Genomic DNA, 17083 nt, shown 5'->3' with positions numbered 1-17083 from the left:
TGTTCACAACAAGTAACAGAGGGCAGAAGGTGGCTTTGCCACAGAGGGACTTTTGCCGATGAACAGGGTTATTGAAAACATGGACATGTCAGCATTGGATGCTCGGGGTGACGACGTCACATTGGCCGAGCGCGGGGCCTATGCGGCACAACGGGACCTCAGAACACTTGGCGACGCCCTGCAGGGTGAATTTGACGGCACGGTCAACGAAGCCCAAAAGGAAGGCACAGCCACCAAAGAAGCATCCGCCCAAACGCGCGCCGCTCTTGGCGAGGTCAGCACATTAACCAACAGGCTTCAGCAGGAAGCCGAAACCGCCACCGGCAATGTCGATGCCATGGCCGCCGCCACCGAAGAGATGAACGCATCCATCGAACAGGTAGGCGACCATGTGCAAAAAACCGCCGAGGGCGCCAGAGGAGCTTCCCGCGAAGCACAGGAAGCACGGGAAACGATCGACACTCTGGCCAAAGCATCAGACAAGATTGGCGACGTGGTCAAGCTGATCGAAGGCATTGCGGGGCAGACCAACCTCTTGGCCCTGAACGCAACCATCGAGGCAGCGCGTGCGGGTGAGGCAGGCAAGGGCTTTGCCGTCGTGGCCAACGAGGTCAAAAGCCTGGCCCAGCAAACTGCCAATGCCACCCGTGACATCACGGATCAGGTGAATGAAATACAGTCGGTAACCCATAGAGTGGTCGAGGTGATCGAAGGTATCACCAAGGTTATTACCGATGTAGAGCATTTTTCAGAAGAGGTCGCCGATCGGGTCCGGGAACAGGTTTCCGCCGTCCGGGAGATCGGAGAAAATGCCCACCGGGCCGCACAGAGCACCCGCACTGTCACCGAAACTCTCAGTGAAGCAACTGACCGCATCGCCAATGTGACCGAGTTGACTGCTGAACAGGACGCCCATACGGCAAAAATGCAGGAACTGGTTGAAGCGCTCGATCAACGCCTACGAACCGCGGTCTCGGAAAGCCAGTCCGCCGAACATGTCCGGTTACGGCACCTGCCGTTTCATCTTGATGTGACCGTCGAAGGCAGCTCTTCCTCCGGGCGGCTCTATAATCTCTCCACTGACGGGGCCATTTTGCGACTGGCGGATGAATTGGCGGTCGATGCCAACCGGTTCAGTTTGGAACTGCTCCCCATCGGGAAACTGGATGCCCTGGCTGAAAGCCAGGCGGACGGCACCTACCAACTGCGGTTTCCCGAACAGGAAAAGGACCGGATCCGGGATTTCCTGGATGCGATGATCGCCATCGATCAACCGATTATCGCCTATGGGATGAAAACCGCCCGCGCCATATCAGAGCGGTTTGAAAAGGCTTTGCAAAAGGGAGAAATATCCGATCAAACCCTATTCGATCAGGATTATCAGCCGGTAGAAGGGAGCAACCCGCTACAGCATCTGACCGGTTATCTGGATTTCACCGATCGGGTTCTCCCGGATTTTCAAGAGCCCGCCCTGGAATTTGATCCACGCATCACTTTTTGCGCTGCGGTCGATACCAACGGCTATCTGCCGACCCACAACAAGATTTACAATCACCCGCAACGGCCGGATGACCCGGTCTGGAATGCAGGTAATTGCCGCAATCGACGGATTTTCCTGGACAGGACCGGCCAAGCCGCGGGGAAAAATACCAAGCCGTATTTGTTGCAGAGCTATCTGCGGGATATGGGCGGCGGCAATTTCGTGCTGATGAAGGATTTGAGTTGCCCGATCACGGTAAATGGCCGTATCTGGGGTAATATCCGGCTCGGCTACAAACCCAACTGACCGCCATCCGTACCCAATCAGAGTCATTGTAAATCACCGGGCTATGTTCTAGTGGCCTGGTGATTTCAGACTGATCCGTTTCCACGCTGGACCCGCCGGAATTGTCTTGATAATGTCCGCCCGTCCAAGGCGCTGTCCTTATTTTTCACTTTTCCTTCCGTCACTTCCCAAAATTCCCCGCTGTCGACATGCAAATCAACACGTCTGTCTTTTCCGCTCATTTACAGCAATATCTCACCAGCCAGGAAACCCTCCATAGCGAGCATCAGCATATCCTCCTGGCCTGCATGCCAAAATCAGCATCCAGAACGGCACTTGCGCTTTTGGAAGGTCATGCCTCTCTTGATCATATCAGCCTGAATGAAACAGACAGCAACCTATCTGAGAGTTTGGACAGTTTGAAACTGTTGCTCTATCAGGGCCGAAATTGGGTCGCTCATCATCACGTTCATTGCGCACTGACCCTGCCAACCCAGTTAAAGCGGTTTTCCATCAGAACCATCACCCTGACCAGAAATCTGTTCGATGTTTGTGTGAGCATTCGAGATCATATGCTTAAGGCCGCGCGCCACGGCGGACTGGTCATGTTTGCCCATATCATCCCACATACGCCGGAATTTGCCGACTGGTCTGAGCAGGAGCAACTGGACTTCATCATTGTGATGGCAATCCCTTGGTATGTTAAATTCTATGCCAGTTGGCACATGATCGCCCCGTCTCAGGACTATCACCCCCTTTGGATCGATTATGATCAGCTCATTGGGCACCCCTTAGAAACCACGCGCACCATGTTTGCCCATTGCGGCCTGGACTATGATGTAGAATCTCTATCCTGCCTGGTCGCAACGGTTATGGAGAGGCAGCCGAATTTCAATGTTGACCGACGCGGCCGTGGCGAAGAAAGCCTGACAAAGCTCCAAAAAGACAAGATCCGTCATCTCTGCTGCCATTATCCTGCCGTGGATTTCTCCAGACTGGGTGTTTGATCAGCTTTCTGTCGGCTTTTTGCATCACCACGTAGTTCTTTCAGAACCCAAAGTGAAAGAATGAAGGTCAGCCCAGCACCGGCCTGGTGCGCAACCGCCAACGGAATTGGCACGAAATGCAGCAGGGTCGCAATGCCCAACGCCACCTGAATGGCGACCATGGCGGACAGGCAATTCACCGATAATCGCGCCCTCGGGGCCAGGTCCTGACTTCTGGACCAGATCCACAACCCTGCCACGGTGGCCGTGGTAATGTAGGCCATGATCCGATGATTAAATTGGACCGCCGAGACATTTTCAAACAAATTCAGCCACAAAGGCGACTCTGACCAATAGTCTTCCGGCACCAGCCCCCCGCCCATCAGCGGCCATTCGTTATAAACCAGCCCCGCGTTCAGGCCCGCGACAAAAGCGCCACTGACCACAGTGAAGAAAATCACCGCATGGGCCAGGGCCCCAACGCGGCGAAAGGAACGGGCAACGGGTTTGCGCCCTTCTTCGACCGGGAAAAGAAAAGCGAAAGCCATCCAGAAAAGATAGCCCAAAATGAAAACCGCCATGCCCAGATGCACCGCGAGGCGATATTGACTAACCTCCACCCGGTCAACAAAACCGCTTTTGACCATCCACCAGCCAATCACTCCCTGTAATCCGCCCAGCACAAGAAGGATCCAGAGATGTTTTTTATGTTCCTGGGGGATCCAACCGCGCAGCAGGAAAAAGAAAAACGGCAACGCATAAACCAGCCCGATCAATCGGCCCCAGAGGCGATGAAAATACTCCCAGAAGAAAATTGTCTTGAACTCAGAAAGTGCCATCCCCTCATTCATCAGCTGATATTGGCTGGTTTGGCGGTATAGCGCGAAAACCCGCTCCCATTCCGCCTGGGTAATGGGCGGCAGCCAGCCAATGAGGGGGCGCCATTCCGCCATGGAAAGACCGGATTCGGTCAACCGGGTCACGGCCCCGACCTGCATCATGATAAAAACCATCAAGGCACAGATGCCCAGCCAGATTCCCACCGCACGCATAAACTAAGCTCCCGTTCACATTTTTTAATTTTGAACTGTAAACACCCGACACGCTCAGTCAAACATCATTTGATCGCACCTGGAACAGCTGTCTTTTCCAAACAACATTGTGGTTTTGGGTGGACAAAAGGACAAACTACACTTATATATGCGTATATGAAGTTATATAACACATTTTATTGTGTTAATTAGGAGCTACCAAATGAACCACTTCCCGATCTTCATGGCCCTAAAGGACCGCCTGGTCCTGGTGGTCGGCGGCGAAGAACTGGCCGCAAGGAAAATACGCCTTCTGCATAAAGCGGAAGCTGCTATTTGTGTGGTGGCTCCGGAGCTCTGTACTGAGCTAAAAGAACAAGTTGCCATCGGTAAAATTTCCTGGCGCGAACAGTCTTTTGACAATATCGCGCTGGAAGGTGCAAGCCTTGTCTTTGCTGCAACCGACCATGAAGAAATTGATACCCGGGTAGCACAGGCCGCCCGTGATCAAGGCATCCCTGTCAATGCCGTCGACCGGCCTGCGGTTTCGGATTTTATCATGCCCGCCATTGTTGACCGCGCGCCGATAGTGGTCGCAATTTCGTCTGGTGGATCCGCACCGGTCCTGGCCCGCAAGGTGCGTGCCCAGATCGAGGCAATCCTGCCTGCACGCCTGGGCGAGCTGGCGGTTTTTGCCGATCGGTTCCGCAGTGCAGTAAAGGCCATGTTCAAAACCGAAACAGAAAAACGTCGTTTCTGGGAAGCATTCTTTAAGAGCCCGATAGCTGCCAATGTGCTGGATGGCAATGCCGGATCGGCAACCGAACATATGCTGCAAGCTGTGAACGATCCCGCGTTCGGCCAGAGCCAAAACGGCAAGGTCACCTTTGTCGGCGCCGGTTCCGGCGATCCGGATTTGCTCACCTTAAAGGCGGTTCGGGCGTTGCAGGATGTCGATCTGATTATTTATGACCGGGAAGAGGATGCCGGTTTGCTGGAGACGGCGCGCCGCGATGCAGAACGGCTCTATGTCGGATCCGACAAGCTGCACCAGACCCTGATCAACCGGGTCATGGCGGATGCTGCCAAACGAGGCCGCAAAGTCGTCCGCCTGGTTGGCGGTGACAGCCTGTCGCGCAATCGTTCCGTTCTTGAAAAATCAGCCCTTGAAGATCGCCAAGTGATGGTCGATATCATCCCTGGCATCCAGACAGAAACCCAGATCAATAAAACCATGGCGGCACCCGCCAAACAGGCATCGGCCTAAACGGTCGGATTAATGAAGGATCGGAGACACCCATGTCAGCAAAAATTGTGACAGCCTACCACCTGCGTGACGGTGATGCGGTTTTCCTGCGGGAAGATACCAGCTGGTCCAAGGATGTGGCCGAAGCCGCCGTTGTAGAAACGGCGGAAGCCGAAGCTGCCCTGCTTGAGACCGGTCAGGCAGACGTTACCAGGAACATCGTACTGGACGTTTATGCGGTTGATGTCGAAATCGTCGACGGCACGCCGAAACCGACCAAGTTCCGCGAGTTGCTGCGCTGCCTTGGCCCGTCCAACCGCACCGATCTGGGCAAACAGGCGGCGTAAGGCCGATCAGGATCCAAAGGATAAAAGACAATGTATCGTTACGACGAATTTGATCATGCCTTCGTGCGCCAGCGCGCGAACCAGTTCAAGGGCCAGGTCGCACGGCGCCTGAGCGGTGAATTGACCGAGGATGAGTTTAAACCGCTGCGCCTGATGAACGGCCTTTATCTCCAGCTCCATGCCTATATGCTGCGCGTGACCATCCCCTATGGCACCATGTCCAGTCGCCAGTTGCGCCAGCTGGCCATAATCGGCCGGAAATATGACAAGGGTTACGGCCATTTCACCACCCGCCAGAATATCCAGTTCAACTGGCCGAAGCTGGAAGATGTGCCCCAGATCCTGGAGGATTTGGCCGCCGTTGAAATGCACGCGATCCAGTCCAGCGGCAACTGTATCCGAAATGTCACCTCGGACCATTATGCCGGTGCGATTGCAACCGAAGTATCCGACCCGCGCATCCATTCCGAAGTGATCCGGCAATGGTCGTCGCTGCATCCGGAATTTTCCTTCCTGCCGCGGAAATTCAAATTCGCGGTCACCGGTGACGCCACCGACCGTGCCGCTGTGAAATTCCACGATATCGGCATCATCATTAAAAAGAATGATGCCGGTGAAGTTGGCGGCGAAATCCTGGTCGGCGGCGGCATGGGCCGCACCCCGATGATCGGCAAGACCATCCGTGATTTTGTCCCGGAACGTGATCTGCTGGCCTATGTGGAAGCAATTTTGCGCGTCTATAACCTCTATGGCCGCCGCGACAATAAATACAAGGCCCGGATCAAGATCCTGGTCCATGAGCGCGGCATTGAGGAAATCCGGGAAAAGGTCGAGGCCGAATTTGCCCAGATCCAGGGCAGCTCCCTGACCGTTCCCCAGGAAGAACTGGACCGGATTGCCGCCTATTTCGCTGATCCGGATTTTGAGGCCTTTGATGCTGAAGCTCTCGAGGCGATCAACCGGGAATTGGAGGTCCGCAAGTTCGAGAACCGCGATTTTGCCGCCTGGATGAAAACCAATGTGAAGCCTCATAAACAGGCAGGCTACGCCATCGCGGATATCACGCTGAAAGGGATTGGCGAGACGGCGGGCGACATCACCTCCGACCAGATGGATGTGGTTGCCGACCTGACCGAGCAATTCAGCCTGGATGAAATGCGTGCCTCGCACGAACAGAATCTGATCCTGCCGCATGTGAAGCAGGCGGACCTGTTTGAACTTTGGTCTGCACTGAACAGCCATGGATTGGGCACGCCCAATTCAGGCCTGATCACAGATATGATCGTCTGCCCGGGCATGGATTATTGTGCGCTGGCCACCGCACGCTCCATCCCGATCGGCCAGGAAATTTCCCGCCGGTTCGCCGATCTGGAACGGCAATATGACATTGGCGGCATGAAGATTAAAATGTCCGGCTGCATCAATGCCTGCGGCCATCATCATGCCGGCCATATCGGCATTTTGGGTGTGGACCGCCGCGGTGAAGAGGTTTATCAGATCACCCTTGGCGGCAGCGGCGATGAAACCGCCTCTGTCGGCGCCCGTGTCGGCCCGGCCTTCACGGCCGATGAAGTGGTTGATGCGATCGAAACCATTGTAAACACCTATCTGGATCTACGGGAATCACCGGAAGAAACCTTCCTGAGCGCCTACCGCCGTGTCGGCCTCGACCCGTTCAAGGAGAAGCTCTATGCCGCTGCATAAGAATGGCGTACAGATCGAGGACAGCTGGACCTATCTGGGTGAAGAAGAAAGCCCGACCTTGGGCGACCGCACCATCCTGTCGCTGGATCAGTGGAAGCAAAACCGGGAACAGCTTCTGGAAGGCAATCATTCCTACGGCATCGTGCTGGCGCCTTTGGATGAAGTGGAAGAACTGCGCGACGATCTGGACCGGATCGCGGTGATTGCCGTCACCTTCCCCACCTTTGCCAATGGCACGGGCTTTTCCCAGGCGCAATTGCTGCGCCGGATGGGGTTCAAGGGCGAATTGCGTGCCCGCGGCCATATCATCCAGGACCAGTATATGTATCTGGATCGGTGCGGTTTCGACACGCTCGAAACCGACAAGGAAAATGTCGTTGAGGCCTGGAAGGAAGCTCTTAGTGAGATGACCGTTTTCGGACAGCCGTCCGGTGATGATCGTCAGCCAGCCTATCTAGCCCGTCATGCAAAAGGCAATAAGGCCGCCGCCGAGTAGGTCTGATCAAAAGAATAACCGAAGCCGGATCTCCCCACAGCATATGTCCGGCTTCGTTATGTTGAAGGCCCGGTTCTGCCGGGCCTTCGTCGTTGGGCCTGGTGCTGGCGCGCCAGTCGCAAAACAGTTGCCCCCAATCACTCAGCCCGTTCTGGCCGGATATAGATCAAATAATAGACCGCGGCGACGAATATCCCGCCACCAATAATGTTGCCCAATGTCACCGGCACCAGATTATTCAAAAAGGCTTCCAGATCGATGCCGCCGCCTGCCATCTGCCCGATCGGGATCAGATACATATTGGCGATGGAATGCTCAAAGCCCAGCGCCACAAAAGCTGTGATGGGAAAGAGAATCGAAAGGATCTTACCACTCACCCGCCGGGCCGAAAAACACAGCCACACCGCCAAGCAAACAAGAATATTGCACAAGATGCCCCGGATCAGCGCCTGGTCCCAGCCAAGCGTGGTTTTGCCCGCCGCGATCTTGGCCGCAGTTGCCGCCACCGCTCCCTCGCCAATGCCAAGCATGCCGGAATGCCAGGCCAGAATCACGGCCCCCGCCGCCCCGACAAAATTGCCTGCATAGGCAATGGTCCAGTTCCTCAGCAAACGCGAGACGGTCACCTTGCCATCGGCGCAGGCCATGACGATGAGCACATTGCCGGTGAACAGTTCAGCCCCCCCGACAACCACCAGGATCAGGCCGAGCGAAAAGGCCACGCCGCCGATCAACCGGGTCAGCCCCAACCCAAGGGCGCTGTCTGTGATAGCCATGGTGTAGAACATGCCGCCAAAAGCAATAAAAGCCCCCGCCAGTACCGCCAGCATCATGAGCGGCAGGAAAGCAAGTGCGGCCTTGCCAATCCCCGCATTTTCAACCCGCGCCGCCATTTCCTTGGGCGCATAGGCGTCATAGCCAACCGGATCCGTCATTTCCCGCTCCATTTCTGTTCTGCTTTCGCGTCATGCAATACCGCATCCAACCGGCGCAGCAATCCTCGTCGGGCCTCATCATCCGACAAGGCCCGCAGCCGGTCCGGTAACTCGATCAGGAAGGCCGCATAATCGTTATGCCAGTCAAGCGCCGACAATTCCGGCTGTTCCAGTCGCTCTGCACTGGTTTCCACCATCCCAATGCCCTCAGGCGTCAGATCATAGACGTCATCCAGGGCAGGAATATGGACTTTGCCCGACGAATGGCCTGCCGCAATCAAATTTTCCCGCAGGGTCATCAAGGCAGTTGCCTCGCCGTGGGTCACAAAAACCCCCCCCTTGACCGGCAACCTGGCCTGTACCCAGTCCAGCAATTCACCCTGATCAGCGTGGGCAGAATAATCATCCAGCACCCGTATGCGGGCGCGCACTTCTATCTCCTCGCCCTGAATACGGACCTTTTTCCGTCCCTGGCGCAAGAGGTCTCCCAGGGATCCCTGCGCCTGATACCCCACCATCAGAACCGTCGCACCATCGCGCCAAAGATTGTTTTTCAAATGATGACGGATGCGTCCCGCATCACACATGCCACTGGCCGCCATGATGATTGCTCCGCCCGTGATCCGGGCCAGGCTTTTGCTTTCTTCCAGAGTTTCCGTCATCTTGAAACCCGGCCAGTCGAAAAGAGTGGTCTGCCCCTCGGCCTCAGGCAGGATGTCCCTATGTTTTTCGAAACAGGCCGTCGCCTTGATCGCCAGTGGCGAATCCAGAAAAACAGGCACCGAAGGCAACTTCCCCTCCCAGATCAACATGCCGATATCAAAGAGCAACTCCTGCGTACGTTCCACCGCAAAGGCCGGGATGATGACGTTCCCCCCCCTTGCCAGGCCCTCTTTCAATTCAGAACATAAATTGTCCCGCCGCGCCGCCAGGGTCAGATCGCATCGGTCCCGATTTCCATAGGTGCCCTCCACCAGGATGTAGTCCAGGTTCCTGGGCGCCTCCGGATCCTCATGAAAGGTTTTTTCATCCGGTCCGATATCCCCGGAAAAGAGAATACGCAGCGGCGGCTCATCTCCCTTTTCGATCTCCACTTCGATCGACGCGGATCCCAGGATGTGACCCGCATTCCAAAAACGCGCCCGAACACCCGGCCCCGGCTCGAACCATCGGTCATAATCCTCTACCCGGATCTGTGACAAGGAGGCCTCGGCCTGTTCCTTGGTATAGATGGGTTCCACCGCTGCACGCCCGCGCCGCGCATTGCGCCGGTTCAGCATGCGCACCTCGGTTTCCTGAATATAACCACTGTCCGGCAGCATGAAGGACAGGAGATCCCGAGTCGGTTCCGTGGCAATGACAGGCCCATCAAATCCGGCCAGGCATAATTTCGGAATTAAGCCGCTATGATCGATATGGGCATGGGTCAGCAGAAGAAAATCAACGGAGGATGGATCAAAGGCAAATTTTCCATAATTCAATTCACGAATGGTCTTATGGCCTTGGAAACTGCCGCAATCCACCAGAAAAGATCCCGATGGATGCGTGATCCGATAGCAGGAGCCGGTCACCGTTCCCGCCGCCCCGTGAAAAGCGATCTTGATGTTATTGTCCTGACGCGCGTTCAATTTACTCTCCGATTTTGCTCCCGTTTCGTTGAATTATGTACCCGTTTTGTGTGCTAAGGAATGACACAGCGCAATTGATGCGGTAATACTGTATGACAGGGCGCTGCAAATTGATCGCGGATGGCTGAAACTACCTTTTCAAGGCGAATGTAAAATGTGGATTGGCAGGACCGCATCTGCGGCATTGGGGATTTTTATCCTGACAGCTTCGTTCATGTCTCCCGCCCGGGCGGAAGATCAGCGGGATTATTTCATCATGACCTACGGTCAGGCGGAACCGTTGATCTATGAGCAAGACGGCCAGGCAAAAGGCATCTATGTCGAACTGATGAAGGAGTTGATCGTCAAGGAGCTTGGCCGGGAAATTCGATTTCGGCAACGCCCCTGGAAACGTGCCCAGCATGAGGTTGAAATCGGTGCTGCCGATCTTTTGATCACCCTGCCAACCGAGCGCCGACGGGAATATGCCCTGATCAGCGACCAACCGGTTTTCCCGCTCTATTTTGCGATCTATACATATGCTGATCATCCGCGCCTGATCGAAATTAACAAGATCAACAGCGTCCAAGATATTGCCAAACTGGATTTGCTGGCCGTCACCAACCTTGGCAATGGATGGCATAAGGCCAATGTCCAGGACAAAGGGGTGCGCACCTATGTCGCCCCAAGTGACCGGAATATCGCCGGTGTGCTGGCCTTGAAACGGGCCGATATCATGATCGATATCACGGTCACCATGAATCATGTCATCAGCAAACAGGGTTTGACCGACAAACTGACCTTGACCGATGTCCGCTTTGGTCCGACCCATATGTATCTGATGCTGGGCAAAAAATCCCCTTTCACCCATTTGATGCCGGAAATTGAGGCCGCCTTGGTGCGCATGCGCCAGGACGGCCGGATGGAACGGATCGTGGAACAATACAGCCGCCTGACACCATCTGGCTGAATAAAAGACGAACACCGGCGATCGGTTTTATCCCACCGCCGGTGCCGTCCGCTCATCGGATACGCTTGAAAGCCCTGCCTTCATAAACCCGCACAGCGTTCCCGCGTTCCAGCTGTTGATGGGTTGACCATCGATCCGTTCGCTGTGACCGGATTGCTACAATGCCAGCAGGTGATTATCCCAACGCCGGTCGTGATTGCCCGGCGAGCGCAGGGTGATTGCCATCTGGCGATTGACATCAATCCGCATGATTTCACCCGTGCCACAGGTTGCGATGAAACGCCCGGCCTGGGTATCCGCCGCCAACCCACAGCCATCGCGCGCCGTAACCGCATAGAGATGCCGCCCGGTTTCGATATTCCAGAAGGAAATCATGCTGCCGCGTGGCGATGATGCACCAGCAACGGTCCCGGACTGGTCATAGGCAACGGACCCGCAATAATTCTTCATGCCCTGCCAGATTTCCAGGGGCGCCTCCAAAAGACGAAGGTCACCGGTTCCGTCATGGAACCCGACCAGGGGGGGAAACTCACTTTTCGGGCCTTCATTTTGCAAACCGAAACAAACCCGCCCTGCGGCATTGACGCAAAGATGGCGCAAAGAGAGCTTATGCAGGTCCTGCGGCAGTTGATGGCGCGAGACCAACTGGCCCGAACGGGCATTCATATAGACCAAGGCCGGGCTCATTTCCGGAATATTCAGCTTGGCGCGCCCTTCATCGGGATGGGTAAGGATACCGCCCACAGCCACCACTAGGGTCTCGCCATCCGGCAGAAACAGCAATTCATGCGGCCCCAGGCCATGGGCCGATAATTCACCGATCCGGCGGTATCCCTCTATTGCATCCCAGACACCGATGACGCCGCGTTCGTCGATATAATCATTTTCCGTGGTATAGAGAAAGCGCCCATCGGGGCTATAGGTTCCATGACCATAGAAATGGCGGTCCGGCGGGCTGGATAAGCGGGCAACCTCGGCGCCCGTGGTAAAATCAACCACCAATAGGAACCGGCCCGGCCGTCTGGCAAAAGCCGCCACGTGATGGGATTTCGGGCGGCGCATGATCGCGTGGCCCCGTGCCGGCAACGCCCAATCACGGGCGACCGTACCATCCGGTTCGATCAGCGCCAGCTTCATGGCCCCTTCCTGATCGGCATAGGCGCTGACAAAACCATGATGCACTGTCCCGGCTAAGGCTTCCCCAACCGCCATATATCCAGCCGCTGGCGCCAAACATGCAGCCGTTATCGCTTGTTTCAGCATTTCGCGGCGGGTCAGCATCACCCTCAATCTCCATCCAGATTGTTAAAACCGATAAAAAAACCCAGCTTTTCAGCCATCGGCCCATCAGTGATTTGACGCAATTCTCCAATAACCTTTAAAGCAATTTCCAGTGGTTCCCGATCATCGGCCACCATTTCGGAAAGTGGCCTGTCCAGGGTTTTCAGTTGCGCGATCAGCTCCTCGAAACGCATCCGGACCTGGTGGTCAATTTCGCCACCTTCATCATCCGCCCGTAATTTGGCGGAAAAACCTTCGGCACCATCAACGGACAGGGCCGTTTCCGGATTTTGAATACCGTAAAAACGTGCCAAAGCCGTGGCATTTTCGAGGAGATATCGTGCCGACTGACCAGTGCGCCAGGCTTCCGCCCGTTTCGGCCGCGCCTTTTCCGCGCTTTCACCCAAAGGCCGGATCAGCTTGGATTCCGCCATCACCTGCAAACCAGTCTGGAAGCTTTTGAAGAACTGGAAGGCCGCTTCCTTGTCATCCTTGTAGAGGTCTGTTCCCACATCCGCCTGCAGGATCTGATCCGCAAATCCGTCATCTTCGCCCACCGCCCATTCACTGCTGAGGCGGCTGGAGATCAGGGCGATATTCTCTGCGATGTGATTGGCGATAATGCAATCCGCCGGCCCCAGATCATCCTGGGTAAAAATCCGTTCCAACGCCGGAAACCCCTGCACAGCGACCGAAGTCTGAGCGAAGTCTACAATATTGAAGCTTCGGCCGCTTTCCACCTCTGCCTTGAGCTTGGCCAGGGCCTTGGCCGTTCTGTTGCGCTTGTCCGGCCAGAACTGGATCCGGTATTGCCGGTCGGCATATTCGATCGGGCCGAACCGGACATGCTGCACCGCCTGCCAGGCCAGCATGGCCTGCTGGTAGGCAGCCATCAGCTTTTCCCGGGCGACCTGGTCTTCAAACCCGCATTGGTCAGCAACAGTTTCCTTCAATTGATGAGCGACTTTGGCAAAGCCCTCATAACCTGGCACCACTTGGTCCATCACCATGTAGCGGTTGGCCTCGGAAAAGGCGGCATTGGCACCGGAAGAGATCAGCCCTGAGGCCAGCATGGCCAGGGCCGGAACCAAGAAGCGGTTTTTCAGCATGATATCTACCTCTGTCCGGAGTTATAGAGAGTTGAGGAAACGGAGCAAAGCGTCACGTTGCCCCTGCGGCAAATTGACCACATAATCGCGGGAGGCCTGCGCTTCACCGCCATGCCAGAGGATAGCCTCCAAAACGCCGCGGGCACGCCCGTCATGGAGCAGATATTGATGTCCATTCACGGTCTCGGTCAGGCCCAGCCCCCATAGCGGCGGCGTGCGCCATTCCCGCCCTGTGGCCATGCCTTCCGGCCGATTATCCGCCAGCCCTTCGCCCATGTCATGCAACAACAGGTCCGTATAGGGCCAGATCAACTGGCCAGACTGTTCCGGTTGATCCGGGAGACTGGCCGTGCGATAGGCAGGCTGATGGCAGGCCGCACAACCCGCCTGATAAAATTCGCGCTTGCCCGCCAATATCGTGGGATCGTCCACATCCCGGCGGTAGGGAACCGCCAGGTTACGGGTATAGAACAACAACAGATCCATAACTTTTGAACCGGCTTCAACATTTTCATATTGCGGGCTGTTGCCATCAGGGGCCGTACGGCAGGCTTTCTGCCGCGCGGTGCAATCCCCCCAGCCATCAGGAAAAAGAGGGCTGGAAAGGCCAATATCCCCGCTAAAGGCAGCCGCATTTTGTTGATTGATGGTCGGATGACCCGCCTTCCAGCCAAACCGGCCGACCATCACCCGGCTCTGTTCCAGGCTCCAGACCCGGTTGGCCTTGCCGGAAATACCGTCCCCGTCCCGATCTTCGGGATCTTCCTGCGCCAGCAGATCCTCTTCCGGGATCGCTTCCAACAGGCCAAGCCCGATCATCGGCGGGGCCACGCGGGGCGAGATCATGGTCTCAGGATCCAGATCGCCCAATTGCAGATCCCGCACCTGGTAGCTTGGTTCTCGCAGGGTGATGACCGTGCCATCGCTCAAGGTAACCGGTTTCTCCCGGTATTCGATATGCATGCGGCCTTCGATCGGCACATTGGCCACGGCGAAATCCTGTAACTGCCCGCCATAGGTCGGTTCCGGGATCACCAGCTTCCGCCCGGATGCCAGGTCCGCCCGGTCCCGGTCATTTTGCGGTGGCACGGACAGGCGCAGGAACATAGATACCGCCGTATCATCGGGATAATTGCCTGCCGGCGGATGGCCGCGCCCGTCCTTCAAATGGCAGCGTTGGCAGGAGCGGGCATTGAAATTCGGGCCCAACCCGTCGGACGCCTGGGTGCTGGCAGGTGCACTGACCCAGATTTTCTTGAAAAACCCGTTGCCGACCCGGAAATCCAGCTGATTGGAAAAGGGCATATTGCCGCTGGGATGGGAAAATGCGTTCTTATTCCGCGTTTTCCTTGTCGTTGCCTGGCCGCCGGGCAGGGCCTCGCCCGCTTCCGCCCGGGTGAAATCCGTTGTCGGTGGGATCACTTCCCCCAAGACCGGGCTCACCGCCAGGTAAAAAATGAAGCTAAGGCAAAAGAGAGTTCGGGAAAGGGCCATCTGAGACACTGTTTTTTTATATACCGTTAAAACGTCAGAGGACCGGCCCCCTGTTGCCAGGTGCCGGTCCCCGAGATCCAATTCCAGGAAACTGTGATCTTAGTTATAGACGGCTTCCGGATTGTCCAGGCTGTCGGAGCCTTCAAACTCCATCTTGGAAATGCCCAGGGCAGCAACTGCTTTTTCCAGGGACTTGGTCTGCGCGGTCAGCGCATCCACCGCATCCTGGATCACCTTGTTGCCGTCCGCATCGCCTTCGGCCAGCATCTGGTCATAGGCCTTGCCACCTTCCGCGGTTTTCACCAGGACGGTCATCTTTTCCATGGTTGCCGCCAGCTTGGCGGTCATTTCCTTGTCGGCCGCAGCGTCTTTTTCCGCGACCAGCTGGGACAGGCTTGCGCCTTCAACCTTGGAGCCGTCGACACGGGTATAGGAACCCAGATAGATATTCTGGATGCCTTTGGCGTCATAATAGTGGGAATTATGGGTATTGTCGGAGAAGCAGTCATGCTCTTCTTCCGGATCATTCAGCATCAGGCCAAGCTTCATGCGCTCACCCGCCAGCTCACCATAAGAAAGGGACCCCATACCGGTCACGATGCTGTTGATACCCTGGTCCGCATCGGCCAGCACCAGCTTGCGGGCCTCACCGCCCTTGTCCCAGGCCGCGACAATATCTTTCAGGTCATCGATCAGAAGGTCGGTGGCCGCGGTCAGATATTGAACGCGCCGGTCACAATGGCCGCCAGTGCAGTTTTTCACATCGAAATCCGTTGCCGGACGGTTGCCGGCGCCCGGACCGGTGCCGTTCAGATCCTGACCCCAGAGTAGGAATTCAATGGCATGATAACCGGTGGCCACATTGGCTTCGACCTCATCCACCTCATGCAGGCTCTCGGCCAGCAAGTCCTTGGTGATGGTGGAGGCGTCGATTTCCTGACCGCCCAGGGTCAGTTTTTCGTTGGCAATAACATTGGCGACATAAAAGCTGTTCTCATCGGATTCATCGCCATAGGACGCATCTACATAATCGATCAGGCCTTCATCCAGCGGCCAGGCATTCACCTTGCCTTCCCAATCATCAACGATGGCATTGCCAAAACGGTAGACCTCTGACTGCTGATAGGGTGCACGTGCTGCGATCCAGGCATTGCGGGCCGCCTTCAAGGTCTCATCGGAGGGGTTTTGAACCAACGCAGCCACCGCCACTTTCAGGGCTTCCGCCGTGGTCAGTGAATCTTCATATACCGCGTGGGCGATATCGGCATAGTTGGTCAGAACAGCGTTCTTCTCGACACCGCCGGCAACAGCCTGCGACGCGGCGATAGCACTCAATGCGACAGATGCGAATAGTTTTTTCATGGTCGTCCCTTATTCCTTTGACGGTTCTCACGAAGGCCCCAAGCCCCCGACCGGCCCCGTTCATGCAAATGCAGAAAATCAGGGCCTGTAACTTTCCGAGAGTTTAATAACGCAAATCACTCGCATCTTCAATATAAATGATAATCATTCTCAAAACAGCCTGGCAGGCGAGTCTAGCCTTAGGAAATTGGACGGCTGTTGTTGTCGGACGACACATAAGATGTCACTCGGGACACATAAGATGTCCCGATCTAGCATTGAAAATCAAAGGCTTAGCCCCCAAAACGACACATAAGATGTCCCAAATGGTTAACAAACCACTATTTCGTTGTTTGAAAAGTCGATTTTTCCGCCACCAACTACCTGCATAGATCAAACCTCTTTGCATCGCCTTCAGAGCTTCAAAGAAATCGTATGCTGATCCAGAATAGGATCTCAAGGCCTCAAACCATGACACTCCATTCTCAAAAACTGTGAAACGAGTCCGTACCGTAACAAAATGTCTAAAATCGGGTCATTTTTAGTATTAGATTTTTCCAAATCGAAATTTTTTGAAAAAATATTTCTAATTAACTCTTCCCTTTTTGTCCGTCGTCAAAACAAATGGGTCAGTTGAGCGTCTGATTTAGTGGAGGATCTGGCTCATCATTTGTTGATGTTTAAGCAGCTTGCTTGAAGTGATTCAAGCGCCGGTTTTTCATGGTGGTCAGTTTGATCTGTTTTCTCCTTTCCAGAATGGCGGTATCGCGG

The 17083-nt window shown here is 55.5% G+C and carries 14 protein-coding genes; 7 read left to right on the top strand and 7 right to left on the bottom strand.

Going from position 1 to position 17083, the window contains the following annotated elements:
• Positions 1 to 58 precede the first annotated feature (58 nt).
• Positions 59 to 1786, top strand: coding sequence for a methyl-accepting chemotaxis protein (locus DFP90_RS12845; RefSeq protein WP_115936905.1), 1728 nt, complete (start codon positions 59 to 61; stop codon positions 1784 to 1786).
• Positions 1787 to 1974: 188 nt separating this feature from the next.
• Complete coding sequence (locus tag DFP90_RS12840; RefSeq protein WP_115936904.1) at positions 1975 to 2772, top strand: sulfotransferase family protein; 798 nt, start codon at positions 1975 to 1977, stop codon at positions 2770 to 2772.
• Here the strand turns inward: DFP90_RS12840 and DFP90_RS12835 are convergent.
• Positions 2736 to 3803 carry a COX15/CtaA family protein gene (locus DFP90_RS12835; protein WP_115936903.1) on the bottom strand — a complete coding sequence of 356 codons (1068 nt, stop codon included), beginning with the start codon at positions 3801 to 3803 and terminating at the stop codon, positions 2736 to 2738. The genes DFP90_RS12840 and DFP90_RS12835 overlap by 37 nt on opposite strands.
• Positions 3804 to 4005: 202 nt before the next feature.
• Between DFP90_RS12835 and DFP90_RS12830 the strand changes: the two genes are divergently transcribed.
• The 4 genes from DFP90_RS12830 to DFP90_RS12815 are packed head-to-tail and all read left to right on the top strand — an operon-like array spanning position 4006 to position 7575.
• On the top strand, positions 4006 to 5049 hold the full coding sequence (locus tag DFP90_RS12830) for a siroheme synthase family protein (protein ID WP_115936902.1): 1044 nt from the start codon (positions 4006 to 4008) through the stop codon (positions 5047 to 5049).
• Between the two features lie 32 nt (positions 5050 to 5081).
• Positions 5082 to 5375 carry a DUF2849 domain-containing protein gene (locus DFP90_RS12825; protein WP_115936901.1) on the top strand — a complete coding sequence of 98 codons (294 nt, stop codon included), beginning with the start codon at positions 5082 to 5084 and terminating at the stop codon, positions 5373 to 5375.
• Positions 5376 to 5405: 30 nt separating this feature from the next.
• Positions 5406 to 7079: a nitrite/sulfite reductase gene (locus DFP90_RS12820; protein WP_115936900.1), complete on the top strand. Its 1674-nt coding sequence runs from the start codon at positions 5406 to 5408 to the stop codon at positions 7077 to 7079.
• A complete protein-coding gene (locus DFP90_RS12815) occupies positions 7066 to 7575 on the top strand; it encodes a DUF934 domain-containing protein (protein WP_115936899.1) in 510 nt (169 codons plus the stop codon). The genes DFP90_RS12820 and DFP90_RS12815 overlap by 14 nt, the downstream gene beginning before the upstream one ends.
• A gap of 137 nt (positions 7576 to 7712) precedes the next feature.
• Here DFP90_RS12815 and DFP90_RS12810 read toward each other — a convergent pair whose 3' ends face one another.
• Positions 7713 to 8510 carry a formate/nitrite transporter family protein gene (locus DFP90_RS12810; RefSeq protein ID WP_115936898.1) on the bottom strand — a complete coding sequence of 266 codons (798 nt, stop codon included), beginning with the start codon at positions 8508 to 8510 and terminating at the stop codon, positions 7713 to 7715.
• Positions 8507 to 10138, bottom strand: a complete 1632-nt coding sequence (locus DFP90_RS12805) for an MBL fold metallo-hydrolase (RefSeq protein WP_245957064.1) — start codon at positions 10136 to 10138, stop codon at positions 8507 to 8509. Before DFP90_RS12805 ends, DFP90_RS12810 begins: the two co-directional genes overlap by 4 nt.
• A 154-nt stretch (positions 10139 to 10292) precedes the next feature.
• Here DFP90_RS12805 and DFP90_RS12800 point away from each other — a divergent pair, with 154 nt between their 5' ends.
• The gene (locus DFP90_RS12800; RefSeq protein WP_115936897.1) at positions 10293 to 11087 is read left to right on the top strand and encodes a substrate-binding periplasmic protein; all 795 of its coding nucleotides are present in this window, start codon (positions 10293 to 10295) and stop codon (positions 11085 to 11087) included.
• Between the two features lie 156 nt (positions 11088 to 11243).
• Here DFP90_RS12800 and DFP90_RS12795 read toward each other — a convergent pair whose 3' ends face one another.
• The 4 genes from DFP90_RS12795 to DFP90_RS12780 all read right to left on the bottom strand — a co-directional run bounded on the left by DFP90_RS12795 (position 11244) and on the right by DFP90_RS12780 (position 16333).
• Positions 11244 to 12368 (bottom strand): DUF1513 domain-containing protein, encoded by a 1125-nt coding sequence (locus DFP90_RS12795; RefSeq protein WP_115936896.1) that lies wholly within the window; start codon positions 12366 to 12368, stop codon positions 11244 to 11246.
• A 5-nt stretch (positions 12369 to 12373) separates the two neighbouring features.
• Complete coding sequence (locus DFP90_RS12790; RefSeq protein WP_115936895.1) at positions 12374 to 13477, bottom strand: imelysin family protein; 1104 nt, start codon at positions 13475 to 13477, stop codon at positions 12374 to 12376.
• Positions 13478 to 13498: 21 nt separating this feature from the next.
• Positions 13499 to 14971 carry a di-heme oxidoreductase family protein gene (locus DFP90_RS12785; RefSeq protein WP_115937205.1) on the bottom strand — a complete coding sequence of 491 codons (1473 nt, stop codon included), beginning with the start codon at positions 14969 to 14971 and terminating at the stop codon, positions 13499 to 13501.
• Between the two features lie 99 nt (positions 14972 to 15070).
• The gene (locus DFP90_RS12780; RefSeq protein WP_115936894.1) at positions 15071 to 16333 is read right to left on the bottom strand and encodes an imelysin family protein; all 1263 of its coding nucleotides are present in this window, start codon (positions 16331 to 16333) and stop codon (positions 15071 to 15073) included.
• Between the last annotated feature and the right edge of the window lie 750 nt (positions 16334 to 17083).

Source organism: Aestuariispira insulae, assembly GCF_003385955.1.
GTDB classification, from domain to species: Bacteria; Pseudomonadota; Alphaproteobacteria; order UBA8366; family Aestuariispiraceae; genus Aestuariispira; species Aestuariispira insulae.
The sequence above is the reverse complement of the archived record's forward strand: the minus strand, read 5'-3'. Positions and strand labels throughout refer to the sequence as shown.